A 24,055-nucleotide genomic window follows, 5' to 3' on the forward strand; every position below is an offset into this window, starting at 1 on the left:
GCGCGCCCCCGTGGTGCTTGGAATGCCCCCCCGCGGCGCTCGCAATTCAAGCCCCGCCGGCGATTGAGGCGCGGGGTCCGGGGCGGAGCCCCGCGACGTAGGACCGGTCAACGCCGGGACAGATACTCCGCGAACGTCACCTTCCCGGTCCGCCGCTCCGGCGTCAGATGCCCACCCGCCCGAAACGCCCGATACGCCTTCCCCGCCAGCGGCACCGAGACGACCGCCCGCCGCTTCCCCGCCGCCCTGAGATACGTACGCGCAAGATCCGTGAACGCGAGAACCTCCGGCCCGCCCATGTCCTCCACCCGCCCCGCCGGAGGCGACTGCGCCAACTCGGCCAGCCGCTCCGCCACTTCCGCCACCTCGATCGGCTGATCGCTCACCCCGGAGGGCGACAGCACCACCGGCAGCTTCGCCGCGACCCGCAGAACCGTCGCCACCAGATCGTGGAACTGCGTCGCCCGCAGCACCGTCCACCCCAGCCCCGACTCCTCGACGAGCCGCTCCACCGCGAGCTTCGCCCTGTAGTACGGGAAGGGGACCTCGTCCACGCCGACGATCGAGATGTAGACGAGGTGCGGGACCTCCGCCCGCCGCGCCGCCGCGATCAGGTTCGCCGCCGCCTTCTCGTCACCGCCGGTCTGCGTCGACGCGCAGTGCACGATCGTGTCCACACCCGTCACCGCGCGGTCGAGCGCGGGCCCGCCCTCGCGCAGGTCCACGGCGTACGGCTCGCTGTGCCGGCTCAGCACCCGCACCTCGTGCCCCGCCCCGCGCAGCCGCTCGGTGACGAGCCGGCCGAGCGTTCCGGTTCCGCCGGTCACCAGGATCGTGGTCATCGCCTTCTCAGCTCCTTCGCGCCCGGACGTCCCCCTGCGGAACGCCCGTCGTCAGCTGAGAACCGGCGGCGCCGCGCGTTTGTGACAGCCCCTAGGCCGCCATTTTGAGCTGACGGGTCACGAACCCCAGCTTGTCCGGATTCAGGATCGTCCGCCCCACCGAAACGCGCCCGTCCCGGGCCTCGAAGCAGACCACCGCGAACAGGCCCCCGTCCGGCTGCCGCGCGACGATCCCCGGCTCCCCGTTGATCTCCTCGACGTACAGCTCCACGCCCACCAGGTACCGCTCGGCGATGCCCGCCAGGAACCGCAGCACCTTCTCGCGGCCCGAGACGGCCTTGCGGGCCGCGGTGACCTTGCCGCCGCCGTCGCCCCACCACCGCACATCCGTGGCGAGCAACTTCTCCAGGCCCGCCACATCGCCCTCGCGGGCCGCCCCGACGAACGCCTCGACCAGCTCCCGCCGCACCCGCTCCGACGGCTCGAAGCGCGCCCGCTCCTCCTCCAGGCGCGCCACGGAACGCCGGTACAGCTGACGGCAGTTCGCCTCCCCGAGGTCGAGCACCCCGGCGATCTCCCGGTACCCGTACGCGAAGGCCTCCCGCAGCACGTACACCGCCCGCTCCGTCGGCGTCAGCCGCTCCAGGAGCACCAGCAGCGCACACGACACCGAGTCCAGCTGCTCGGCCGACTCCAGCGGGCCGAGGGCACCGTCCGAGGTGAGGACGGGCTCGGGCAGCCAGGGCCCCGCGTACTGCTCCCGCTGGACGCGGGCGGAGGACAGCCGGTTCAGGCAGAGGTTCGTGACGACCTTGGCGAGCCAGGCCCCGGCGTGCTCGACGGCCCCCGGCTCGGTCGCGCCGAACCGCAGATACGCGTCCTGAACCGTGTCCTCGGCCTCCTCGGCGGAGCCGAGCATCCGGTAGGCGAGCCCGAACATCCGGGCCCTGTGGGTCTCGAACTCGGCGGCGCGCTCCGGGCCTTGCGTGCTGGTCACGCGCTCAGACTGCCAGAACGGCGGCGTATTCCCGCGGGCGGACGAAAACCAGCGACGCGGCCTGTGAGTCAGCCCACAGCATTCGCATGCGTGCGCGTCGGGCAGACGTGGCAGACTGGCTCTGTACCAGAAGCAGCGCACTCCGGGGTCGGTGAAAGTCCGAACCGGCGGTTACAGTCCGCGACCCGGTCACGCACCTTGTGACCGGTTGACCAGGTGAAATTCCTGGACCGACGGTTAAAGTCCGGATGGGAGGCAGTGCGCGGCGGGCGGGCACGTGAGTGCGCGTCGCCGGCTGTTTCAGCGGTCCCTGTCAAGGGGACCGGTGTCGACCGCGGCGTCGCCCCAGGTGTCGCAGTCCGTACGTTCTGTCGTCGTCGAACGACAGTGCCCCGGAGTCCAGGCCCGTAGAGGGAGGACCCGGGAAGTGTTCACCGGAATCGTCGAAGAGCTGGGCGAGATCACCGCCGTCGAGACGCTCGATGACGCATGTCGCTTCCGTGTCCGAGGCCCCGTCGTCACCGAAGGCGCCAAGCACGGGGACTCCATCGCCGTCAACGGCGTGTGCCTGACCGTCGTCGAGCACGAGGACGACGAGTTCACCGCCGACGTCATGGCCGAGACCCTCAAGCGCTCCAGCCTCGGCGCGCTCGCCACGGGCTCCCGCGTCAACCTCGAACGGCCGATGATCGCCGACGGCCGCTTCGGCGGGCACGTCGTGCAGGGCCACGTCGACGGGACGGGCACGATCGTCGACCGCACCCCCTCCGAGCACTGGGAGATCGTCAAGATCTCGCTGCCCGCCGAGCTGTCGAAGTACGTCGTCGAGAAGGGCTCCATCACCGTCGACGGCGTGAGCCTGACGGTCGTCGAGGCCGCCGACGACTACTTCACCATCAGCCTCATCCCCACCACCCTCGACCTCACCACGCTCGGCGTGAAGCAGGCCGGGGACCCGGTCAACCTCGAGGTCGATGTCATCGCCAAGTACGTCGAGCGGATGCTCGGAGCCCAGGGCGGTGCCCGGTGAACTGGCTCAACACCGAGGCCTTCACGATCTTCGGCCAGCACATCCTCTGGTCCGACATGATCGGCAACACCATCGGCCTCATCGCCCTCGCGCTCGGCTGGCGCCGCTCCATATGGACCTGGCCCGCCCAGCTGATATCCGGCGCGATCCTGCTCACCGCCTTCGCCACCGCCCACCTCTCGGGCAGCGCGGGCAAGCAGCTCGTCGTCATCGCCGTCGCCCTGTACGGCTGGTGGCAGTGGAACCGCGGCAAGGGCCAGGCGCAGGACGGCTCCATCGCGGTCCGCTTCGCCACCTGGCGCGAGCGCGGCTACTTGGTCGGCGCGGCGGCCGTCGGCACGCTCGCCGTCGGCGGCCTGTTCACCGCGTTCCCGACGCTGTCCTGGGACCCGTGGCCGGACGCGTACATCTTCGTCGGCACCGTCGTCGCCATGTACGCCCAGGCCCGCGGCATGGTCGAGTTCTGGTTCGCCTGGCTGCTCGTCGACCTCGTCGGCGTCCCCCTGAACTTCGCCAACGGCTTCGCCTTCTCCGGCTTCGTCTACGTCATCTACGGCGCGCTCGTCCTGTGGGGCATGCGCGACTGGTGGCTGCGCTCCCGCGCCGCCGCTGCCCCCGCCACCCCGGCCATGGAAGGAGCTCGCGCATGAGCACGGCACCGAACCTCTACGAGGTCGAGGACCTTATCCTCGACCCGGTCGAGATGGCGATCCGCGACATCGCCGCAGGACGCCCCGTCGTGGTCGTCGACGACGAGGACCGCGAGAACGAGGGCGACCTCGTCGTCGCCGCCGAGAAGATCACGCCCGAGATCGTCGCCTTCATGATGAGCGAGTGCCGCGGCCTGATCTGCGCACCCATGGAGGGCGCCGAGCTCGACCGGCTCGAACTGCCGCAGATGGTCGGCAACAACACCGAGTCGATGCAGACCGCGTTCACCGTCTCCGTCGACGCCTCCGGCGCGCACGGCGTGACCACCGGCATCTCGGCCGCCGACCGCGCCAAGACGCTGCGCATGCTCGCCTCCGGCACCTCGATGGCCGGCGACTTCGTCCGCCCCGGCCACATCTTCCCGCTCCGCGCGAAGGAAGGCGGCGTCCTGGTCCGCGACGGCCATACCGAGGCCGCCGTCGACCTCGCCCGGCTCGCGGGCCTGCGCCCGGCCGGCGCCATCGTCGAGATCGCGGGCGAGGACGGCGTCATGCTGCGCCTGCCCGAGCTCGTCCCGTTCGCCCGCCGCCACGGCCTGACGATCATCTCCATCAAGGACCTGATCGACTACCGCCGCACCTCCGAGCCCACGGTCAAGCGCGAGGCGACCGTCCAGCTCCCCACCGCCTTCGGCGAGTTCACCGCCTACGGCTACCGCTCCACGGTCGACGGCGTCGAGCACGTCGCTCTCGTCCACGGCGAGATCGGCGACGGCGAGGAGGTCCTCGCCCGGATCCACTCCGAGTGCCTGACCGGCGACGTCTTCCACTCGCTGCGCTGCGACTGCGGCCCCCAGCTGGAGGAATCCATGCGCCGCATCGTCGAGGAGGGCCGCGGCATCGTGGTCTACCTGCGCGGACACGAGGGCCGCGGCATCGGCCTGCTGTCCAAGCTGCGCGCCTACGAGCTCCAGGAGCAGGGCCGCGACACCCTCGACGCCAACCTGGAGCTCGGCCTGCCCGCCGACGCCCGGGACTACGCCGCCGGCGCCCAGATCCTCGGCGACCTCGGCGTCCGCAGCCTGCGCCTGATGACGAACAACCCCGACAAGACCGACGCCCTCACCCGGCACGGCCTCAAGGTCACCGAGCGGGAGCCGATGCCCGTCACGGTGGGCGAGCACAACCTGCGCTACCTGCGCACCAAGCGGGACCGCATGGGCCACGACCTGCCGTGGCTGGACGCCCCGCGCACGTCCGCCTGCAACAACCAGTAAGCCAACCGTTTTCAGATACGTACGTACGAGGAGAAGCGCGTGAGCGGCAAGGGTGCACCCGAACTGAGCGTGAAGAACTGCGGCGACCTGCGCGTGGCCGTCATCGCGGCCCAGTGGCACGAGCAGGTCATGGACGGACTCGTGAACGGCGCGCTGCGCGCCCTGAACGAGCTGGGCATCAGCGAGCCCACCGTCCTGCGCGTCCCCGGCAGCTTCGAGCTGCCGGTCGTCGCCAAGGTCCTCGCGGGCCGCGGCTACGACGCGATCGTCGCGCTCGGCGTCGTCATCCGCGGCGGCACCCCGCACTTCGAGTATGTCTGCCAGGGCGTGACGAACGGCCTCACCCAGGTCACCGTCGACACCGGCGTCCCCGTCGGCTTCGGCGTCCTGACCTGCGACACCGAGGAGCAGGCGCTCGACCGGGCCGGTATCGAGGGCTCCAGCGAGGACAAGGGGCACGAGGCGGTCACCGCCGCCGTCGCCACCGCGACCACGCTGCGCACTGTCGCCGAGCCCTGGCGCTGAGCGCGGGGCCGGGACGCGTAAAGTAGACGCCACCATGTCCAATAAGACGTTCGAGGAGCTCTTCACCGAGCTCCAGCACAAGGCAGCCAACGGCGATCCCGCCACGTCCCGCACCGCTGAGCTGGTCGACAAGGGCGTCCATGCCATCGGCAAGAAGGTCGTCGAGGAGGCCGCCGAAGTCTGGATGGCCGCCGAGCACGAGGGCAAGGAAGCCGCCGCCGAGGAGATCTCGCAGCTCCTCTACCACGTCCAGGTGATGATGGTCGCCCGCGGCATCTCCCTCGACGACGTGTACGCGCACCTTTAAGCCCGCGTACCTCCTCCATCCGCAACTCACCCCTTACGCAAAGGAATCCGACCTCATGCTGCGCATCGCCGTCCCCAACAAGGGTTCACTCTCAGGGCCTGCGTCGGACATGCTGCATGAGGCCGGATACCGGCAGCGCAAGGAGTCCAAGGAACTCGTCACGGTCGACCCGGACAACGAGGTCGAGTTCTTCTACCTGCGCCCCAAGGACATCGCGATCTACGTGTCCTCGGGCAAGCTCGACATCGGCATCACCGGCGAGGACCTGCTGATCGACTCCGGCGCCCAGGCCGAGACGATCCTGCCGCTCGGCTTCGCCCGCTCGACCTTCCGGTTCGCCTCGCGCCCGGGAGCCGTCAAGGACCTCGCCGACCTCGCGGGCCGGACGATCGCCACCTCGTACGAGGGCATCGTCGCCAAGTACCTCGCCGAGCGCGGCGTGGAGGCCAACGTCGTGCACCTCGACGGCGCCGTCGAGACCGCCATCGAGCTCGGTGTCGCCGACGCGATCGCCGACGTCGTCGAGACCGGCACGTCGCTGCGCAACGCGGGCCTGGAGGTCTTCGGCGAGCCGATCATGCGCTCCGAGGCCTGCGTCATCCGCCGCAAGGGCGACACGTCGGACGACCCCAAGGTGCAGCAGTTCCTGCGCCGCCTCCAGGGCGTCCTCGTCGCCCGGACGTACGTGATGATGGACTACGACTGCCGCGCCGAGCACCTGGAGAAGGCGGTCGCCCTCACCCCCGGCCTGGAGTCCCCGACGATCTCGCCCCTCCACAACGAGGGCTGGGTCGCGGTGCGCGCCATGGTCCCGTCGAAGGGCGCGCAGCGGATCATGGACGACCTGTACGCCCTCGGCGCGCGGGCCATCCTCACCACGGCCATCCACGCCTGCCGCCTCTGAGGACGCTGCCATGTCTGAGGACGTTGCCATGTCCGACCACCCCAGCCTGCCCGTCACCTTCCGACCGGGCCGCACCCGCGCCGTCCTGCACGCGCTCGGCGCCGCGTCCTTCGTGGTGATCACGGTCGTCGCGCTGCTGCTCGGCGGCCTGAACCCGGGGGAGAAGGCCAGCTTCGTCTTCACCGGGGCCCTGTTCTGGGCCGTGCTCTGGCTGCTCGCCCGGCCCAAGGTCGTCGCCGACGCCGAGGGCGTCACGGTGGTCAACGTGGCCCGCAGCCGCCGCCTGACCTGGGCGGAGATCGTCCAGGTCAACCTGCGTCCCGGCGACCCCTGGGCCTTCCTCGACCTCACCGACGGCACGAGCATGGCGGCGATGGGCATCCAGCCCGGCATGGCCAAGCAGGCCGCGATCCGCGACGCGAAGGCGCTCCGCGCCCTGACCGAATCCGCGCACCAGTCAAGCCCCGCCGGCGATTGAGGCGCGGGGTCCGGGGCAGAGCCCCGAGACGTCAACCGCGTGAGGCCTGCCGCACAACCCCCCGGCTTGATTAATCTGGTCCCGGGGCGCGCCCACCGCGCCGCCCCGCCCCCACCCGCCAACCCGGCGGAGCCAAGGGCTCCTGCTAACCGAGGAGTGACTCCCTCCAGCGATGGACGGATCGTCCGGTAGTACCTGCGCCGCCCCCTCCCGACACAGCGCCTCCGAGGCGCACACGTCCCCGGAGGCGGCGGCATGACCATCCCGTTGCTGCTCCTTGCGGCCGCCTTCCTCCTGATCCTCGCCAACGGCTTCTTCGTGGCGGCCGAGTTCGGCCTCGTCACCGTGGAACGCCCCGACGCCGAGAAGGCCGCGGCCGCGGGCGACAAGCGCGCCCGCACCGTTGTCGGCGCCCTCAAACAGCTGTCCTTCCAGCTCTCCGGCACCCAGCTCGGCATCACCATCACCTCACTGGTCGTCGGCATGCTCGCCGAACCGGCCCTCGCCGAGCTGCTGCACGGCCCCTTCACCGCCGTCGGCCTGCCCGAGGGCGCCGTCGGCGGTGTCTCCGTCGTCGTCGGCATGCTCCTGGCCTCCGCCGTGCAAATGGTGATCGGTGAACTCGTCCCGAAGAACTGGGCGGTGTCGAAACCCCTCCAGGTCGCCCGGTTCGTGGCCGGCCCGCAGCACGCCTTCTCCCGGCTGTTCCGGCCGGTCATCGCCCTGCTCAACGCGGTGGCGAACCGGATCGTGCGCGCGCTCGGCGTCGAGCCGGCCGACGAGCTGGCCTCCGCCCGCACCCCGGGCGAGCTGGTCTCCCTGGCCCGGCACTCCGCGCAGGCGGGCGCCCTGGAGCAGGACACGGCCGACCTGTTCGTCCGCACCCTCTCCCTCGCCGGGCTGACCGCGCAGCACGTCATGACGCCGCGCGTGAAGGTCAGCGCGCTGCAGGCGTCCGCGACCGCCGAGGACGTGGTCAACCTGACCCGCGCCACGGGTCTGTCCCGCTTCCCGGTCTACCGGGAGCGGATCGACGAGATCATCGGCATGGTCCACCTGAAGGACGCCCTCGCGAGGCCCGCGCACGAACGGCTGCGCACACCGGTGAGCCGCATCGCGCAGCCCCCGCTCCTGGTCCCCGAGACCCTCCCCGTACAGCCCCTCCTGGCGCGCCTGCGCAGCGAGCAGCCGATCGCCGTCGTCGTCGACGAGTACGGCGGCACGGCCGGGGTCGTCACCCTGGAGGACATCGTGGAGGAGCTCGTCGGCGAGGTCCGCGACGAGCACGACGGGCTCGACCTGCCGGAACTGGCGGTCGCCCCGGCCGAGGACGGTTGTCCCGCCTGGGACGCCGACGGCGGCTGCCGCGTCGACATCCTGCGCCGCATCGGCCTCGACGCCCCCGAGGGCCCGTACGAGACCGTGGCGGGGCTCGTCGCCGATCTCCTGGGCCGCATCCCGGCCCCCGGCGACAAGGCCGAACTCCCCGGCTGGCGCCTGTCGGTGCGCGCCGTGGACCACTACCGGGCGGAGCGCGTCCGTGTCGTCAAGCTCGCGGACGCCCCGCGGCCCGTCCTGGAGGCGGCCCGGTGAGCGCGCTGCAACTCGTCTTCGCCGCCCTGCTGGTCCTCGCCAACGGCTTCTTCGTGGGCGCGGAGTTCGCTCTCGTGTCGGTCCGCCGCAGCCAGATCGAACCGATCCCGGGCAAGCGGGCCAAGCAGGTCCTGTACGGCCTGGAGCACCTGCCGCAGATGATGGCGGCGGCCCAGTTCGGTATCACCGTGTGCTCGCTGACACTGGGCGCGGTGGCCGAACCGACGGTGGCGCACCTCCTGGAGCCCGTCTTCGAGGCGGCCCACGTCCCGCACGGCATGATCCACCCCCTCGGGTACGTGATCGCGCTCGCGGCCGTGGTCTTCTTCCACCTCGTCATCGGCGAGATGGTCCCGAAGAACCTGGCGATGGCGGCGCCGGAGAGGACGGCGCTGTGGTTCAGCCCCGGACTCGTCGCCTTCGCCCGCCTCTGCAAGCCGGTCACCGTCGCCCTCGGCGCCTGTGCCCGGCTGATCCTCAAGCTCTTCAGGGTCGAACCGAAGGACGAGGTGGAGGCGGTCTTCACGAGCGAGCAGCTCAACCGCCTCGTGGAGGACTCGGGCCAGGCGGGGCTGCTGGCCCCCGAGGAACAGGAGCGCCTTGAGGACGCCCTGGAACTGGGCTCCCGCCCGGTGACGGACGTGCTGCTCGACCGCGCCTCGCTGGTGACGGTGGGCCCCGCGGTCACCCCGGCCGAGATCATCGGCCTCACGGGCCGCACGGGCTACTCCCGCTTCCCGCTCTGCTCCGACGACGGCGCCTTCATGGGCTATCTGCACGTCAAGGACGTCCTCGACCTGATCGACGGCCCCGACACGGACCGCGCGGTCCCGCAGCAGCTGTGGCGCCCGATGGCGACGCTCCGCTCGGAACTCCCCCTGGACGACGCCCTCACGGTGATGCGCCGCGCGGCCACCCACCTCGCGCAGGTCGCGGACGCCTCCGGCCGCGTGCTCGGCCTGGTCGCCCTGGAGGACGTCCTCGAACTCCTGGTCGGCGAGGTCAACGACCCGACCCACGTCCAGGTCCCCCCGGCCCGCAAGCGTGAGGAGGCACTGGCGTAGGGAAGTCGGCAGGCTTCGGCGCCAATTGAGCCAATTCAAGCCCCGCCGGCGATTGAGGCGCGGGGTCCGGGGCAGCGCCCCGAGACGTCAACCCCGGTTCCGGTAAAACGGGACCGGGGCCCGACGGATCAACCGCCGGACGGCCCCCGCCCCGACAACACCTCACCGTAGGCCTGCATCAGATCGGGCAACCGGAGCGTGGCCAGATCGTCCCGCGTGGGCTCGACCACATACCCGGTCAACCGAAGGTCCCGGTACGCGCACGACTTCTCGTACAGCGTCCGCAGGAACCGCCCGTTCCCGAGTTCGTCGATCCACCCCTGGTCGACGACGTGCCCGGCGATGGACCGCAGCTCGTCCAGCGCCTCCTCGTCCCACACGTCCCCGTTCTCCCCGGCAAGCACCTCGCCGATGGAGGTGAGTTCGAGCGGCCGGTACGAGGGGAAGTCGACCCGCGTCGTGAACCGCGACGAAAGCCCTGGGTTGGCCGCGAGCAGCCGGTCCATCCCCTCCGGATACCCGGCGAGGATCACCACGAGGTGGTCCCGGTTGTCCTCGGCCCGCTTCAGCAGCACCTGAAGGGCCTCGTCCCCGTACGCGTCGCCCTTCCCGTAACCGGAGTTGGACAGCGCGTACGCCTCGTCGACGAACAGCACACCGCCCAACGCCGAGTCGATCAGCTCGTTCGCCTTGACCGCCGTCTGCCCCAGATACTCGCCGACCAGATCCGCGCGCTGCGCCTCCACGAGGTGGTCCCCGCCGAGCAGCCCGAGCGCGTAGAACACCCGCCCGAGAATCCGCGCCACCGTCGTCTTCCCCGTACCCGAAGGCCCGGAGAAGACGAAGTGCCGCTTCGGCGGCTGGACCGGAAGCCCCTGCCCGGACCGCAGGCGCGCCATGTTCAACTGGGCGGACAGCGCCTTCACTTGGCGCTTCACGGGCTCGAGGCCCACCATCCGCTCCAGCTCGCTGAGCGCCTCCTCCAGGAGCACCGGATCCGCGCTGCCGGCCGGCGGCGGCGCGGGCACCGGCACGACGGCCTTCTCCCGGACCATGTCGGCGTCGTCGCCGGACCCGCCACCGGGGGGCGGCAGGTCGGGGTCGGTCACCTTGAGGTCGCGCCCGTCGCTCTCGTACAGCGGATCGACCGCGTCGCCGTCGACCCCGTCCTGGTATCCCGTCATGGACAGCGGCGTGAGGTCCGACCCGTCGCCGAAGTCGCCGTAACCGTCTCCCTCGGCGATCGCCGCGAGCCGCGCGGAGGTGTCCATGAAGGCGGGGTCGACCCGGTGCACCGCCCGGTACAGGGGCAGCGCGGCCGCCGAGCGTCCCGTGCCCTCGTGCGCCCTGGCCAGCCAGTAGCGCAGCTCCTTGCGCTGCGGCTGCTCGCTGCGGCAGCGCATCAGGGCCGAGGAGAGCAGCGGCTCCGCCTGCCCGTACATCTCCAGGCGCACCCGGGCCATGCCGCCGAACAGACCGGCCTCGATGCCCAGCATCGGGTCGTTCGTCAACGGGTCGGTGTGCCGGACCAGTTGATCCCAGTCCTTCACCAGGTACGAGCGGCAGGCGTGCAGGAACCTCACCTGCGGGTCCGCGTCGAACGGCGGCAGCGTGGCCAACGCCCGGTCCAGGTCGGGCACATGACGCCCGTCCAGCCAGTGCGAGGCGTGCGCGAGCAGCAGGTCGCGCGGGTGTTCAAGGACCGGCTGGACCCACCAGCCCAGCCAGTACCAGGAGTTGAGTGTGCGCCGATGGCGCATGCGCTGCTCCCCGAACCGGTCGCGGTGCCGGAACATGCGCAGCAGCGCCGTCGTCGTGTCGACGCGCAGGGCGTGCAGCCCGAGCCAGCCGTCGGCCATCCCCGGGTCCATCCGTACCGCCGTGCGGAATTCGTCCTCCGCCTGCGGATAGGCGCCCATGGTGTAGGCGTCGACGCCTCGCAGCCAGGCGAGGTCGGCCGGGCCGGCCTGTGCACCGGTGCCGAAGTCCATCACGTCCCCCACAAACCGTGCCCCCGATGAACCGCTCTGTCATGGACGGGAGTTGTCACGATGCGGACAGCGAGCCGTCCGTAGACCGCACCGAGGGCATCGTACCTGCGGGGGCGAGCTCGGCCGTAGGGCGCGACCCGGCCGGATCGGGGCACGGGCGGGGGGATTCGGTGCAGGTGAGCGCGGTACCGGATGGTGACCCAGGGTGAGCGAACGGCGGCTCGGTGCGCTCGGCAAGGGGCATTGAGGGCAGAACGAAGCCCCCGATCACGGGGGAACAACCGGGGGCTTCGCGTCTGTAGGCGGCCCCGAAAGGCCGCACATTGAGAACGTAAGTCCTGTACGGCCCCTCGGTCAAGCAGAGTTGGGGCTCTCGTGGAAAGTGGCGGAAGGGTGTTTCCACAGGTTCACCGGACCGCTGGCGGTCCATCACCGTGAGTGACGGTCTCCTTCAAGGGTGGGATCCCGCCAGGCCCTTCGCGTACCTCGTATCCCTCTGGACACTCCCGTACCAAAAGGTGTGCGAAGGGGAGGGACGGGTTCACTTGGAAGTGCTCCTGTTCCGCTGGGATCCAGCCGTCCCAGAACTCCCGCTGTTCCTCCCCGTCCCGCGCCCGTCCCCGCGCCCAGGCGGCCTCGCGGGGCATGTCGAGCCACAGCAACATCGCGAGTTCCGGCCGAAGTTCGCTCCGGCCCGCCCCCACGCCCTCGATCAGGACGACGTCCGCCGCCGGCAGCTCGCGCACGGCGGCGTAGCGGCGGGCGCGCCAGTCGTACGTCTCGTAGCGCGCGGCCTCGCCGCGGGAGAGCGGGGCGAGGACCTGGTCGCGCAGGCGTTCGGTCCAGCCGAAGAGCGCGTCGTGGCTCGCGAGGTCGTCGAGCCGCAGCAGGGGCGCCCCGCCGAGCGCTCCGGCCAGCCGTGTCGCGAAGGTCGACTTCCCGGAACCCGCGTGCCCGTCGATGCCGACGAGCCGCACGGGGCCGCAGGAAGGCGGCAGCCGGCGGATCCGGTCGGCGCAGTCGGCGAGGGGCACATGGTGATAGCTCACGGCCGCAAGGGTACGACGCCGCCCGGATCGGTTTCGCGCGCGCCGCCGCAGGTCATGCCAGTGGTGAAGACCAATATTCGTGCGGGCGCGCCGCTGCGAAACGCTGGTGGAAATCTCGCCCCGGCGGCCATAGTTGGCGCACTCTGTCACGTCAGTCTCCGCCTCTGTCTCCGTCTCCGTCACGTCCGTCAGCACCGACGACCGAGGGATCAGCCGATGACCCGACCCGAAACCCCGTCCCCGCTCTCCCGGAGAACCGTTCTCGCGGCGGCCGCGGGCGCCGCGCTCGCCACGACGGCCGCCGCGGGCGTCGCGGGCGCCGCCTCGTCCGGGCGGCAGTCCGCACCGACCACCCCGGCCGCACGGAAGGCCGCCGTGAACCGCCACGTGGACAACCGCACCTGGACCACGTCCGCCGACTGGCGCACCGGCACCGCGCGCGGCACGCGCGTCGTGGGCGGCGCGCGCCCCGGCGTGACGATCGGCACGCCCGCCGGGACGACGACGTACAAGGACCCGCACCTGAACAAGACGGCCGAGTGGGAGTACGCCGAGTGGCTCTCCCCGGTGCACGCGCTCGCGGCGCCCGCCACCGAGGTCATCGCGTCCTGGAACGCGCGCACCCCGAAGGGCACCTGGATCCAGATCGAACTCCAGGGCACCTACACGGACGGCGCGACGACCCCCTGGTACGTCATGGGCCGCTGGACCGCGGGCGACGACAAGGACGCCGACATCCGCCGCACGTCCGTGGACGACCAGTCGGACGGCAAGTCGAGCATCTGGACGGACACGTTCTCCATCGACGACACGGCCTCGGGGCTGCGCCTGGTCTCCTACCGGCTGCGTCTGAGGCTGCTGCGCGCGCCGGGCTCGAAGGCCGCGCCCACGGTGTGGCGCCTGGGCGCCATGGGCTCGGACGTCCCGGACCGCTTCACGGTCCCCGCGTCCACACCGGGCCTCGCCAAGGAGCTGAAGGTCCCGCGCTACTCGCAGAACACCCACATCGGCCAGTACCCCGAGTACGACAACGGGGGAGAGGCCTGGTGCAGCCCCACGTCCTCGCAGATGATCATCGAGTACTGGGGCCGGAAGCCGACGCCGGAGCAGCTGGCCTGGGTGGACCCCTCGTTCGCCGACCCGCAGGTCTGCCACGCCGCCCGTTATACGTATGACTACCAGTACGAGGGCTGCGGCAACTGGCCGTTCAACGCGGCGTACGCGGCGACGTACAAGGACCTGCAGGGCGTCGTCACCCGCCTCTCCTCCCTCGGCGACCTGGAGAAGCTGATCGCGGCCGGCATCCCGGCCATAACGTCCCAGTCGTTCCTCAAGGAGGAGCTGACCGGCGCGGGGTACGGCACGGCGGGACACCTGATGACGGTCATCGGCTTCACCGCCGACGGCGACGTGATCGCCAACGACCCGGCCTCGCCCAGCAACCCCGCGGTCCGCCGCGTCTACAAGCGGCGGGAATGGGAGAACATCTGGCTCCGCACCAAGCGCTACAACGCCACCGGCAAGGTCGTCTCCGGCACCGGCGGCGTCTGCTACCTGTACTTCCCGGCCCAGCCGACCGAGAAGCAGCGCAAGGCGCTGGCGGCGGTGGGCGTGCGCTGAGCGCACCCCGCTCCTCGGCGAGTGCCGGCGACGGGCACTCGCCGAGGGACGCTCCCGGCGGCCGGGTCAGCCGGTGACGACCGGCTTCACCACCCAGTCGGGGTGGCCCGGCATCGGAGGCGTCTTCGAGCCGTACAGCCAGGGACGCAGGAAGCCCGTCAGATCCTGGCCCGCCACCTTGGAGGCGAGCGCGATGAAGTCGGCCGTGGACGCCGTCCTTCCCCGGTACTGAGTGACCCAGGCCCGCTCGATCTTCCCGAAGGTCTCCGCGCCGACCTGCTCGCGCAGCGCGTACAGGACGAGCGCCGAGCCGTCGTAGCGCATCCGCTTGAAGAGGTTCGGCTCCGTGGGCTCGGCGGGGGCACCGAAGTCGTGGCGCCACTGGTCGTGGTTCTCGTAGGCCGTCCTCATCGCGGCCTCGAAGCTGTCGCCGCCGTGCTCCTCGGAGTACCAGCGCTCGTAGAAGCGGGCGTGGCCCTCGCTCACCCACAGATCGGACCAGGTGGCGATCCCGACGCTGTCGCCCAGCCACTGGTGGGCCAGCTCGTGGACGAGATTGCGCTCGGCGTCGACCTTCGTGCCGAGCAGGTCCGCCTTCGGGACGAGCGACAGCGTCTGCGTCTCCAGGGCCACCCCGAGGTCCGTGTCGCCGACGAGGACGCCGTACCGGTTGAAGGGGTAGGGGCCCAACTTCTTTTGCAGCCAGGTCAGGTGTTCGGGCGTCAGGTCGCGGTACTGCTTGGTCGGCGCCACGAGCGCGTCCGGCACGACATCGCGCAGCGGCAGCCCGCCGGGCCCCTTGCCGTCGATCAACGTGAACTTCCCGACGGCCAGTTGGACCAGCTGCGTCGCGACCGGCTGCTCGGAGTCGTACGTCCAGCGGATCCGGCCGTCGGCGCGCTCGGTGCGGTCGACGAGGCGCCCGTTCGCGACGGCTGTGCGGTCGCCCGGGGTCGTCACGCGGAACGTGACGGGGGCGCGCCGGCTCGGATGGTCGTTCGACGGGAAGATCATCTTGGCGCCGTTGGGCTGCGGGTACAGGACCGTCCCGTCGGGCGTCGGGATCCAGCCGTAGTCCTCGATCGCGTCGTCGCGGTGGCGCACCTGGGTCGGGTCGGCGGTGTACCCGACCTTCACGGTGAAGGCGCTGCCCCTGGGGATCGGCGCGGCGGGCGTGACGATCAGCTCGTCGCCGTCCCGCCGGGCCTGTGCCGTGCGGCCGTTCACGGTCACCGAGCGCAGCTCGTTCCCGGCGAAGTCGAGATTGAAGCGGGACAGCCCCTGCGTCGCGGTGGCCTTGATCGTGGTGGCGGCGGCGAACGGGGTCCGCGGCGCCTGCCAGTCGAAGTCGAGCGTGTAGTGGCACACCGTGTAGCCGCCGTTCCCGTCGAGCGGGAACATCGGATCGCCGAGGCCCGGGGCGCCCGGCGTCGCGGCATCGGTGGCCGCCCGGGAGACGGCCGCGGGGCCGGTCAGCGCGGCCGTGGCGGTGATCGCCGCCGCGAGGGCGAGACGGGTTCTGCGGCGGGGTGTCCGGTACGTACTCATCGGGAACCTTCCGGTCGGACGGAACGCGTCGCTAGGTGGGACGCGCGACGCCGCGGCCCGGTTGTACGTGACCAAGGTCTCGGCCGCGGGGCGGCGATCCGATGGCAAGGTGGAGAAGGCGCCGCAGGGGGACATCGGGCGCAGCCGGGGGAGTCAGGACCAGCACCGCGACCCGAGCGAGACACCCATGACCGCGAATTCCGCCACCGCTTCCACCGCCGCCCCGCGCGCCCGCACCGGCGGGCCCGAGGACAACGGGCCCAAGATCCTCGAACACGTCCTGGGCTGGACCTTCGTCGTGGTCCTCGCGATGCTCGTCACACAGCTCGGCTGGATGTGACCGCCCCGTCGCGCACCGCGACGTGAGGCGCCCCACCTCGGAGTCATGAGGGCACGCCGAAAAGTGCCATACTGCGGGCTTCCGCACGGAGTCCGAGACCAGGGCCGGAATTGAAGACCAGCCAACAGCGGGCGCAGAGCGCCGACCGCTCCACCGCCCGCCGCGCCGAACTCATCGCCATCGGCCGCAAGTTGTTCGCCGACACGTCCTACGACGCGCTGTCCGTGGACGACATCGCGCGGCACGCGTGCGTGGCCAAGGGGCTCATCTACTACTACTTCACGTCCAAGCGCGGCTACTACCTGGCGATCATCGAGGAGTCCGTCGGCGAGCTGGTCGACGGCGCGAGCAGCGTCGGTGACCTGGCCCCCGTCGAGCGGGTGCACCGCACGGTGGACGGCTATCTGCGCTACGCGGAGCGCAACCAGGCGGCGTACCGCACGATCGTCACGGGCGGTGTGGGCTTCGACGCCGAGGTGCAGGCCATCAGGGACGAGGTGCGGGACGCACTGATCGCCACCATCGCCCGCGCCGCGTACGGGACTTCACAGGTGCCGCTGCTCGCGCGCACGGCGCTGCTCGGCTGGCTGTGCAGCGTCGAGGGCATCACCCTCGACTGGATCGGCCACCACGCGCTCGAACGGGACACGGTGCGCGCCCTGTTGGTGCGCACGCTCGGCGAGACCCTGCGGGTGATCGAGGAGTTCGAGCCCGCGCATCCGGCGCCGGTGCTCCCCTGACCACGCGCGGGTACGCGCGCGTGGTCAGGGGAGCGGGTGTTCGGGGCCGGTCAGGCCCCAGGGTCTGTTGTTTGGATCAGGCCCTAGCCGATCGCCTTGATCAGCTCACCGTCCGACGTGTCCCCGGACAGCTCCCAGAAGAAGGTGCCGCCGAGGCCCTGCTGGTTCTTGTAGTCGGACTTCCCCGCGATCGTCTGCGGGGTGTCGTAGCTCCACCAGTCGTTTCCGCAGCGCGCGTAGGCGGTGTCGCCGACCGTGCCGGTGGCCGGGCACTTGCTCTTCAGCTCCTTGTAGTCGTCGATGCCCTGCTCGTACTTGCCGGCGGCGGGCCCGGTCGCCGTGCCGCCGGGGGCGTCCTGTGTGACGCCGGTCCAGCCGCGCCCGTAGAACCCGACCCCGAGCAGCAGCTTGGCGGCGGGCACGCCCATCGCCTTGAGCTTCGCGATCGTGGCAGAGGAGTTCCAGTCCGCCTTCGGGATGCCGTCGTACGAGGTCAGCGGCGAGTGCGGGGCGGTCGGCCCCTTCGCGTCCCAGGCGCCGAAGAAGTCGTACGTCATCGGGTTGTACCAGTCGACGTACTGGGCGGCGCCCGCGTAGTCGGCGGCGTCCAGCTTGCCGCCCTCCGAGGCGTCGGCCGGGATGGCGGAGGTGATCAGGTAGTCGCCCCCGAACTTCGCGCGCAGCGCCGCCATCAGGTTCTTGTAGGCGTCGCGCCCGCTGGTGTCGCAGGTGAGTCCGCAGGCGTTCGGGTACTCCCAGTCGATGTCGATGCCGTCGAAGACATCGGCCCACTTGGAGTTCTCGACCAGGTCGTAGCAGGACTGCGCGAACGCGGCCGGGTCCTTGGCCGCGTCGCCGAAGCCGCCGGACCAGGTCCAGCCGCCGAACGACCAGAGGATCTTGAGGTCCGGATGCTTCTTCTTCAGCTTGAGCAGCTGGTTGAAGTTGCCGCGCAGCGGCTGGTCCCAGGTGTCGGCGACGCCGTCCACGGACTGATCGGCCGTGTACGCCTTGTCGGTCGCGGCGTAGGAGTCGCCCATCGCGCACTTTCCGCCCTGGACGTTGCCGAAGGCGTAGTTGATGTGCGTGAGCTTGTCGGCCGAACCCGACGTCTCGACGTTCTTGACGTGGTAATTCCGGTCGTAGACACCCCATTCGGTGAAGTATCCGACGACCTTCGAGCCTGCCGCCTTCGGCTCGGTGTCGCTCTGCGGCTGTGCGGAGGCGCCGCCCGCTCCGGCGAGCAGCCCCGCGCCGAGGACGGCGCAACATGCGGCGGATACGAGGGCCTTGAGGCCTCTACGGGGGAGGTGCGGTCTGAGCATCGTGTCTCCTCGTGGGGGAGGGGAGCGTGGGGGTTCGTGCTGTGGACCTGCGCGCCGCACCTTAGAAGGACTAGACCAGTGGGGTCAATGGTCCGAACCAATTCCGCCGCCCCGGAAAAACTTTGAGTAAGCGGTCGTTAACCAGTGACGGGGCGCTCCGGATCGGGAATACTCAACACGCCGCGGCCGCTTGGTCTGCGCTTTCCGTGATCCGGAAGGGCAGCATCGGCCCGGCAGTGACCATCCGGCGGCGCCCGCCCACCCGGCGGCCGCCGCCGCAGTGCCCGCCCAGGGAGGAGAGCGTCGCCATGCCGGAGCCAGGAGTCGAGCGTCAGCTGCCGACGGACGAAGCTCAAGATCTGATGCGGCTCGTCCGCGACATCGCGCAGCGGGAGATCGCCCCGCGCGCCGCCGAGGACGAGGAGGCGGGCCGCTTCCCGCGCGAGACTTTCGGCCTCCTCTCCGAGTCGGGACTCCTCGGGCTGCCGTACGACGCCGAGTTCGGCGGCGGCGAGCAGCCGTACGAGGTCTATCTCCAGGTCCTGGAGGAGCTGGCGGCCGCCCGTCTCACGGTGGGCCTCGGCGTCAGCGTGCACTCGCTGTCCTGCCACGCCCTCGCGAACTTCGGGACGAAGCAGCAGCGCGCCGAGCACCTGCCCGACATGCTGGGCGGCGGCCTGCTCGGCGCCTACTGCCTCTCCGAGCCGTCCTCGGGCTCCGACGCGGCGTCCCTGCGCACCAAGGCGGTCCGCGACGGCGACGACTGGGTGCTCACCGGGACGAAGGCCTGGATCACCCACGGCGGCGTCGCCGACTTCTACACGGTCCTGGCCCGCACCGGCGGCGAGGGGGCGCACGGCATCACGGCGTTCCTGGTGCCCGGTGGCGCGGCGGGACTGAGCGCGGCGGTCCCCGAGAAGAAGATGGGCATGAAGGGCTCACCCACCGCCCAGATCCACCTGGACGGGGTGCGGGTGAGCGACGCGCGCCGCCTCGGGGACGAGGGGCAGGGCTTCCAGATCGCCCTCTCGGCGCTCGACTCGGGCCGCCTCGGGATCGCGGCCTGCGCGGTCGGCGTCGCGCAGGCCGCGCTCGACGCGGCGGTGGACTACGCGAAGGGGCGCGCCCAGTTCGGCCGGCCCATCGCGGACTTCCAGGGCCTGCGCTTCATGCTCGCGGACATGGCCACGCAGATCGAGGCGGGCCGCGCCCTGTATCTGTCGGCGGCCCGGCTGCGGGACGCGGGCAGGCCCTTCTCCAAGCAGGCGGCCATGGCGAAGCTGCTGTGCACGGACGCCGCGATGAAGGTCACCACGGACGCGGTGCAGGTCCTCGGGGGGTACGGCTACACGGCCGACTTCCCCGTGGAGCGCCTGATGCGGGAGGCGAAGGTGCTCCAGATCGTCGAGGGCACCAATCAGATCCAGCGCATGGTCATTGCCCGTCACCTCGCCGGTCCCGAGAGCGGCCGGCAGTAAGGGGGGCGAGACGCCGCGGGACCTACTGTCGGCCGCTCTGCATCGCGCTGAACTGCCCGGCGCGCACGGTGGGCGCGATCAGCCGTGTCCACTCCGGGTCCTCGCGCCCCGGCAGCGTCCTGCCGCGCTCGGTCCAGGCCGTGATCATCGCCTGGTAGATCGGCGGGTTGTGCAGGCGCGGCTGGGGTGGCTGCGGGTGCGGCGGCTGCGGCGGCCGGGCCTGCTGCGGCCGGGGGAGCGGCTGCGGTCCCGCCGGCTGGAGGGCGGGCGGCTGGAGCGCGGGGGGCTGCGCGGCGGGAGGCTGCGCGGCCGAGGGGGCGGGAGGCCGCGGGGACGGTGCGGCCTGGGGGGTGTGCTGAGCCTGTGACGTTTGCTGGGACTGCTGTCCCTGTGGCGTCTGCCGGCCCTGGGGCAGCGGGTTGGACGAGGGGGACGTGGGGGGCTGCCGCCCCTGGTGAACCGATTCTGCGGTAACCGGTACGAGGATGCGCCTGCGTCGTCCCGTGGGCGCAGGTGCCGAGGTCTGCGTCGAGGTCATGTCCGTTCAACGAAAGAGGGATGGACGAGGTCACTGGTTGACGAATTCGAGCGTCAGTTCACGACATACCCGTACGCGTGGCATGGGCCGGTCGAACGTCTGGCCAGCACCGCCGGGCTGACGTACCGTCAACTCCGCCGCCGGGCAGGCCGCACCCCTCCGGGCGACGTCAACTGCCGTGCATCCACGGAGGTTTGCCGTGTCCGCAGACGAGACCGTCGACCGCCCGGTCGCCTTCGACGAGTGGCCCGTCCATCAGGTGCCGCTGTCGATGAAGCACGTCGCCACCAGCGACCGCAACGCCTACGACCGCTGCATCTTCCACCTCTTCGACCCCGAGGGCCGGTTCCTGCTCATCCTCGGCCTCGGCGTCTACCCGAACCTGGGGGTGATCGACGCCTACGCCACCCTGCGCGTCGGCGACACCCTGCACGCGGTCCGCGCCTCGGACGCCCTCAGCGACGAGACGCGGATGAACATGCGGGTCGGCCCGCTGAAGATCATGGTCGAGCGCCCCCTGAAGGACTTCATCCTCACCTGCGCCGCCGATCCGGACGACCCCGACGGGCTCTCGTACGAGATCAACTGGGCCGCCGACTTCCCGGCCCTGTGGGAGCCGCACCACACCCAGCGCAAGGGCGCCCGGCTCACGCTGGAGGGCAAGCGGTTCGTGCAGGCCGGCCGGTGCGACGGCTGGCTGCGGATCGGCGGCCGGGAGACCCGCCTGGACGGCTGGACCGGGACCCGGGACCGGAGTTGGGGCGTGCGGCCGATACCGGGGGAGGAAGGCGGCCGGCTCGCACAGGAGCACCCCACCGAGGGCTTCCACTGGATCTGGGCGCCGATCCGCTTCGACGACCGCTTCCTCATGGTGATCACCCAGGAGGACGCCGACGGCTACCGCACCCTCAACGACGCCACGCTCGTCCGCGCGGGCCACCGCGACCGCCAACTCGGCTGGCCGCAGACCGACATCACCTACCGCCCCGGCACCCGCCACCCCGAGCGCGCGGTCATCCACCTCATGGACCCGGTCGACCGCAAACCGCTCGACGTGGGCGTCGAGATCCTTGCCTCCTCCCCGCTCGCCGTCGGCGCGGGCTACCCGCCGGCCGACGACTGGCAGCACGGGACCTGGCGCGGCCGCGACTGGCGCGAGCGGCGGACGTACGACCTGGCCGACCCTGCGGCCCACCCCCGGGCCGCGTACGGGGTCATCGACCACGCCGCCCGCTTCACCCTCGACGGACAGGTCGGGCACGGCATCTTCGAGCACGGCTCCTTCGGCCGCCACGACCCGAGCGGTTTCACGGGCTTCGACTCGGTCGCCCCGGCCCCCGAACGGTCGTAACCACCCCTCACGGACAGGGAGTTCGGCGATGGCGACAGCGCCCCGACAGCCCAGGCCCCGCACCTCCACCCGCGAGCCCGAGGAGATCGCCCGGCGCCTGACCGCGTGGCTCGGCCGCCGGCTGCCCGGGGCGAAGGCGGTGAACGTCACCGTCCCCGAGTCCAACGGCATGTCGAGCGAAACCCTGCTCTTCGACATCGAGCACCCCGAACCACCCGTACGCGCCTGCGCGTTGAGGCTGGCCGCCGACCCGTCGGCGTACACGATCTTCCCGGTGTACGACATGCCGCGCCAGTACCGGACGATGCGCCTCGCCGCCGAACGCACCGGCCTTCCGGTGCCGCGCGTGCTGTGGCTGGAGGAGGACGCGGGGCCGCTCGGCGCCCCGTTCTTCGTCATGGAACGGGTCGCGGGCCGTGTACCGCCCGACGTCATGCCCTATACGTACGACGGGAACTGGCTGCACGAGGCGACCGACGACGAACGGGAGCGACTGGAGGACGCGAGCATCGAGGTGCTCGCGCGACTGCACGACGGAGTGCCGGCGGCCGAGGCGTCCTTCCTGGAACTGCCGGGGGAGGGGAGCCCGCTGCGCCGCCATGTGGACGCCCAACGCGCCTACTACGCATGGGTGGTGGACGGCCGGAGCCCCTCGCCCCTCATCGAGAGCGCCTTCGCACGACTGGAGGAACTGTGGCCGCGAGAGCCGGGCCCCACGGTCCTCAACTGGGGCGACGCCCGCATCGGCAACATCATCTACGAGCAGGACGGGTTCGCGCCCGCCGCAGTCCTCGACTGGGAGATGGCCGCGCTCGCCCCGCGCGAGGTCGACCTCGGCTGGACGGTGTATCTGCACCGCTTCTTCCAGGATCTGACCGAGGCCTTCGGGCAGCGCGGGTTGCCGGACTTCCTGCGCCGTGACCGCGTCGAGGCCCGGTACGCCCGACTCACCGGGCACACACCGCGCGACATGGACTTCTACACGCTCTACGCGGCCCTGCGGCACGCCGTCGTGATGCTCCGCGTCGCCTACCGGCAGATCCATTTCGGCGAGGCCACCGAACCCGCGGACCCGGACACGCTGATCCTGCACCACGACAGCTTGCGGGCCATGGTGCGGGGCAGCTACTGGACCGACGGGCCGGCCGACCGGGCGTAGTGGATCAGGCCGCGGCCCGGCGGTAGGGCTGGTCGGGCACCCGGATGGGGCGCGAGCCGGGGCCACCGGCGTGCGAGAAGGGCTGGGTACGCCAGTCGAGCCCCTGAGGGAGCGTCAAAAGAAGCGCGGCGTCCTGCTCTTGGGCACCCACCAGGTCGTCGGTGGGCAGGGCGTCCGTGATGGTCCTGCCGCTGCCGACGCAGACGGTGAGCCCGAACGGGTCCCAGGGGGACGTGACATGGGCGTGCTCCGGCAGCACCTCCTCCTCCGCGAGGAGGGCGATGGCCTTGCCGCAGTCGGGGCAGGCCACCCGGTACATCTCGAACGTCTCGTAACCGTCGCCCGCGTCCCCCTCGATGCCGAAGAGGTCGGGTTCGACGCCCTCCGGCTGGGGCTCGGCGATCGCCTGCTGGCGTCCGCGCGCGCCAGGACGTCCGGAACGCTTCACACTCTGCATGGGATTCTCCCCCTCGGGTGGGCCGGCCGCTGATGTCCATGAGTGGCGGCCTCGGCCACAGCAAGCATTTCCCGGCTCCTCGTCGAGGTAATCACTCCATGCCGGTGGACACGGCCCCAGGCCTGTGGTGTTCGTCACATGTCGAATGGACTTGCCCGTCCGGCGGTAGACGTATCGCCCATCTCGTTCCTCCAGGTATCCGTGAGGATCAAGGGGCGGGTAGGTTCAGCGGCATGGAGGAGCTCGACCGACAGATTGTGCAGCTGCTCGTCAAGGACGGGCGGATGAGCTACACCGACCTGGGCAAGGCCACGGGCCTGTCCACGTCCGCGGTGCACCAGCGGGTGCGCCGCCTCGAACAGCGCGGGGTGATCCGTGGCTACGCCGCGGTCGTCGACCCGGAGTCGGTCGGCCTGCCGCTCACCGCGTTCATCTCGGTGAAACCGTTCGACCCGAGCGCCCCCGACGACATCGCGGAGCGCCTCGCGGGCGTCCCGGAGATCGAGGCGTGCCACAGCGTGGCCGGCGACGAGAACTACATCCTCAAGGTGCGGGTCGAGACCCCCCACGAGCTGGAGAACCTCCTGGCCCGCGTCCGCTCCCTGGCCGGCGTCTCCACCCGCACGACGGTGGTCCTCTCCACCCCGTACGAGGCGAGGCCTCCGCAGGTCTAGGAATCGGCCCACCCGGGGGGGGTGCCCCTATGACTTTGGTCAAGGGGCAATCGGGGTTGGTGGTTGGTAGTAGGTGCCGTCGCGGAGCATCGCGAAGAGGACATCGGCTCGGCGGCGG

24 protein-coding genes and 1 riboswitch are annotated in these 24,055 nt (G+C 71.1%); of the genes, 16 read left to right on the plus strand and 8 right to left on the minus strand.

The window, feature by feature from the left end; translation table 11 throughout:
* Positions 1-107: 107 nt before the first annotated feature.
* Both ACFV9W_RS21405 and ACFV9W_RS21410 read right to left on the minus strand, forming a co-directional pair.
* Positions 108-842 (minus strand): SDR family oxidoreductase, encoded by a 735-nt coding sequence (locus ACFV9W_RS21405; RefSeq protein WP_385763142.1) that lies wholly within the window; start codon positions 840-842, stop codon positions 108-110.
* Between the two features lie 91 nt (positions 843-933).
* Positions 934-1,839, minus strand: coding sequence for an RNA polymerase sigma-70 factor (locus tag ACFV9W_RS21410; RefSeq protein WP_385763144.1), 906 nt, complete (start codon positions 1,837-1,839; stop codon positions 934-936).
* 133 nt (positions 1,840-1,972) lie between these two features.
* Positions 1,973-2,105: riboswitch (FMN riboswitch) on the plus strand.
* 161 nt (positions 2,106-2,266) lie between these two features.
* Between ACFV9W_RS21410 and ACFV9W_RS21415 the strand changes: the two genes are divergently transcribed.
* From ACFV9W_RS21415 to ACFV9W_RS21455, 9 genes are all read left to right on the plus strand, one after another.
* Complete coding sequence (locus tag ACFV9W_RS21415) at positions 2,267-2,869, plus strand: riboflavin synthase (RefSeq protein WP_385763146.1); 603 nt, start codon at positions 2,267-2,269, stop codon at positions 2,867-2,869.
* A complete protein-coding gene (locus tag ACFV9W_RS21420; RefSeq protein ID WP_385763148.1) occupies positions 2,866-3,519 on the plus strand; it encodes a nicotinamide riboside transporter PnuC in 654 nt (217 codons plus the stop codon). Before ACFV9W_RS21415 ends, ACFV9W_RS21420 begins: the two co-directional genes overlap by 4 nt.
* Positions 3,516-4,796: a bifunctional 3,4-dihydroxy-2-butanone-4-phosphate synthase/GTP cyclohydrolase II gene (locus ACFV9W_RS21425; RefSeq protein WP_385763150.1), complete on the plus strand. Its 1,281-nt coding sequence runs from the start codon at positions 3,516-3,518 to the stop codon at positions 4,794-4,796. Before ACFV9W_RS21420 ends, ACFV9W_RS21425 begins: the two co-directional genes overlap by 4 nt.
* 39 nt (positions 4,797-4,835) lie before the next feature.
* Complete coding sequence (ribH, locus tag ACFV9W_RS21430) at positions 4,836-5,321, plus strand: 6,7-dimethyl-8-ribityllumazine synthase (RefSeq protein ID WP_385763153.1); 486 nt, start codon at positions 4,836-4,838, stop codon at positions 5,319-5,321.
* A 34-nt stretch (positions 5,322-5,355) separates the two neighbouring features.
* On the plus strand, positions 5,356-5,628 hold the full coding sequence (locus ACFV9W_RS21435) for a phosphoribosyl-ATP diphosphatase (RefSeq protein ID WP_266721891.1): 273 nt from the start codon (positions 5,356-5,358) through the stop codon (positions 5,626-5,628).
* 55 nt (positions 5,629-5,683) lie between these two features.
* Complete coding sequence (gene hisG / locus ACFV9W_RS21440; protein WP_385763156.1) at positions 5,684-6,532, plus strand: ATP phosphoribosyltransferase; 849 nt, start codon at positions 5,684-5,686, stop codon at positions 6,530-6,532.
* A gap of 28 nt (positions 6,533-6,560) precedes the next feature.
* Positions 6,561-7,010 carry a PH domain-containing protein gene (locus tag ACFV9W_RS21445; protein WP_385763198.1) on the plus strand — a complete coding sequence of 150 codons (450 nt, stop codon included), beginning with the start codon at positions 6,561-6,563 and terminating at the stop codon, positions 7,008-7,010.
* A 255-nt stretch (positions 7,011-7,265) separates the two neighbouring features.
* Positions 7,266-8,603: a hemolysin family protein gene (locus tag ACFV9W_RS21450; protein ID WP_385763158.1), complete on the plus strand. Its 1,338-nt coding sequence runs from the start codon at positions 7,266-7,268 to the stop codon at positions 8,601-8,603.
* Positions 8,600-9,667 (plus strand): hemolysin family protein, encoded by a 1,068-nt coding sequence (locus ACFV9W_RS21455; RefSeq protein WP_385763160.1) that lies wholly within the window; start codon positions 8,600-8,602, stop codon positions 9,665-9,667. The genes ACFV9W_RS21450 and ACFV9W_RS21455 overlap by 4 nt, the downstream gene beginning before the upstream one ends.
* A gap of 128 nt (positions 9,668-9,795) precedes the next feature.
* Here ACFV9W_RS21455 and ACFV9W_RS21460 read toward each other — a convergent pair whose 3' ends face one another.
* On the minus strand, positions 9,796-11,658 hold the full coding sequence (locus tag ACFV9W_RS21460; RefSeq protein WP_385763162.1) for an AAA family ATPase: 1,863 nt from the start codon (positions 11,656-11,658) through the stop codon (positions 9,796-9,798).
* A gap of 407 nt (positions 11,659-12,065) precedes the next feature.
* The gene (locus tag ACFV9W_RS21465; RefSeq protein ID WP_385763164.1) at positions 12,066-12,707 is read right to left on the minus strand and encodes a uridine kinase; all 642 of its coding nucleotides are present in this window, start codon (positions 12,705-12,707) and stop codon (positions 12,066-12,068) included.
* Between the two features lie 216 nt (positions 12,708-12,923).
* On the opposite strand from ACFV9W_RS21465, the gene ACFV9W_RS21470 reads away from it, so the two are divergent.
* Entirely contained in the window at positions 12,924-14,327 is a 1,404-nt protein-coding gene (locus ACFV9W_RS21470) for a peptidase C39 family protein (protein ID WP_385763166.1), read from the plus strand.
* Positions 14,328-14,393: 66 nt separating this feature from the next.
* On the opposite strand, the gene ACFV9W_RS21475 is transcribed toward ACFV9W_RS21470, so the two are convergent.
* Positions 14,394-15,875: a M1 family metallopeptidase gene (locus tag ACFV9W_RS21475; protein WP_385763168.1), complete on the minus strand. Its 1,482-nt coding sequence runs from the start codon at positions 15,873-15,875 to the stop codon at positions 14,394-14,396.
* A gap of 187 nt (positions 15,876-16,062) precedes the next feature.
* Between ACFV9W_RS21475 and ACFV9W_RS21480 the strand changes: the two genes are divergently transcribed.
* Both ACFV9W_RS21480 and ACFV9W_RS21485 read left to right on the plus strand, forming a co-directional pair.
* Positions 16,063-16,215 carry an SCO1431 family membrane protein gene (locus tag ACFV9W_RS21480; protein WP_385763170.1) on the plus strand — a complete coding sequence of 51 codons (153 nt, stop codon included), beginning with the start codon at positions 16,063-16,065 and terminating at the stop codon, positions 16,213-16,215.
* Between the two features lie 110 nt (positions 16,216-16,325).
* Positions 16,326-16,955, plus strand: a complete 630-nt coding sequence (locus ACFV9W_RS21485) for a TetR/AcrR family transcriptional regulator (RefSeq protein WP_385763172.1) — start codon at positions 16,326-16,328, stop codon at positions 16,953-16,955.
* 83 nt (positions 16,956-17,038) lie between these two features.
* Here ACFV9W_RS21485 and ACFV9W_RS21490 read toward each other — a convergent pair whose 3' ends face one another.
* Positions 17,039-18,280, minus strand: a complete 1,242-nt coding sequence (locus ACFV9W_RS21490) for a glycoside hydrolase family 18 protein (RefSeq protein WP_385763174.1) — start codon at positions 18,278-18,280, stop codon at positions 17,039-17,041.
* 308 nt (positions 18,281-18,588) lie between these two features.
* On the opposite strand from ACFV9W_RS21490, the gene ACFV9W_RS21495 reads away from it, so the two are divergent.
* Positions 18,589-19,758 (plus strand): acyl-CoA dehydrogenase family protein, encoded by a 1,170-nt coding sequence (locus tag ACFV9W_RS21495; protein WP_385763176.1) that lies wholly within the window; start codon positions 18,589-18,591, stop codon positions 19,756-19,758.
* 22 nt (positions 19,759-19,780) lie between these two features.
* Here the strand turns inward: ACFV9W_RS21495 and ACFV9W_RS21500 are convergent, their stop codons facing one another.
* Positions 19,781-19,906 (minus strand): hypothetical protein, encoded by a 126-nt coding sequence (locus ACFV9W_RS21500; RefSeq protein WP_385763178.1) that lies wholly within the window; start codon positions 19,904-19,906, stop codon positions 19,781-19,783.
* Between the two features lie 661 nt (positions 19,907-20,567).
* Here ACFV9W_RS21500 and ACFV9W_RS21505 point away from each other — a divergent pair.
* Together ACFV9W_RS21505 and ACFV9W_RS21510 are read left to right on the plus strand one after the other, a co-directional pair.
* The gene (locus tag ACFV9W_RS21505; protein WP_385763200.1) at positions 20,568-21,647 is read left to right on the plus strand and encodes a hypothetical protein; all 1,080 of its coding nucleotides are present in this window, start codon (positions 20,568-20,570) and stop codon (positions 21,645-21,647) included.
* A 28-nt stretch (positions 21,648-21,675) separates the two neighbouring features.
* Positions 21,676-22,806: a phosphotransferase family protein gene (locus ACFV9W_RS21510; protein ID WP_385763180.1), complete on the plus strand. Its 1,131-nt coding sequence runs from the start codon at positions 21,676-21,678 to the stop codon at positions 22,804-22,806.
* A 4-nt stretch (positions 22,807-22,810) separates the two neighbouring features.
* On the opposite strand, the gene ACFV9W_RS21515 is transcribed toward ACFV9W_RS21510, so the two are convergent.
* Positions 22,811-23,263, minus strand: a complete 453-nt coding sequence (locus ACFV9W_RS21515; protein WP_385763182.1) for a hypothetical protein — start codon at positions 23,261-23,263, stop codon at positions 22,811-22,813.
* A 233-nt stretch (positions 23,264-23,496) separates the two neighbouring features.
* Between ACFV9W_RS21515 and ACFV9W_RS21520 the strand changes: the two genes are divergently transcribed.
* The gene (locus ACFV9W_RS21520; protein ID WP_385763184.1) at positions 23,497-23,937 is read left to right on the plus strand and encodes an Lrp/AsnC family transcriptional regulator; all 441 of its coding nucleotides are present in this window, start codon (positions 23,497-23,499) and stop codon (positions 23,935-23,937) included.
* Positions 23,938-24,055: the final 118 nt, after the last annotated feature.

Origin of the sequence: Streptomyces sp. NPDC059897, from assembly GCF_042730865.1 — a bacterium.
In the GTDB taxonomy this organism is placed as follows: Bacteria; Actinomycetota; Actinomycetes; order Streptomycetales; family Streptomycetaceae; genus Streptomyces.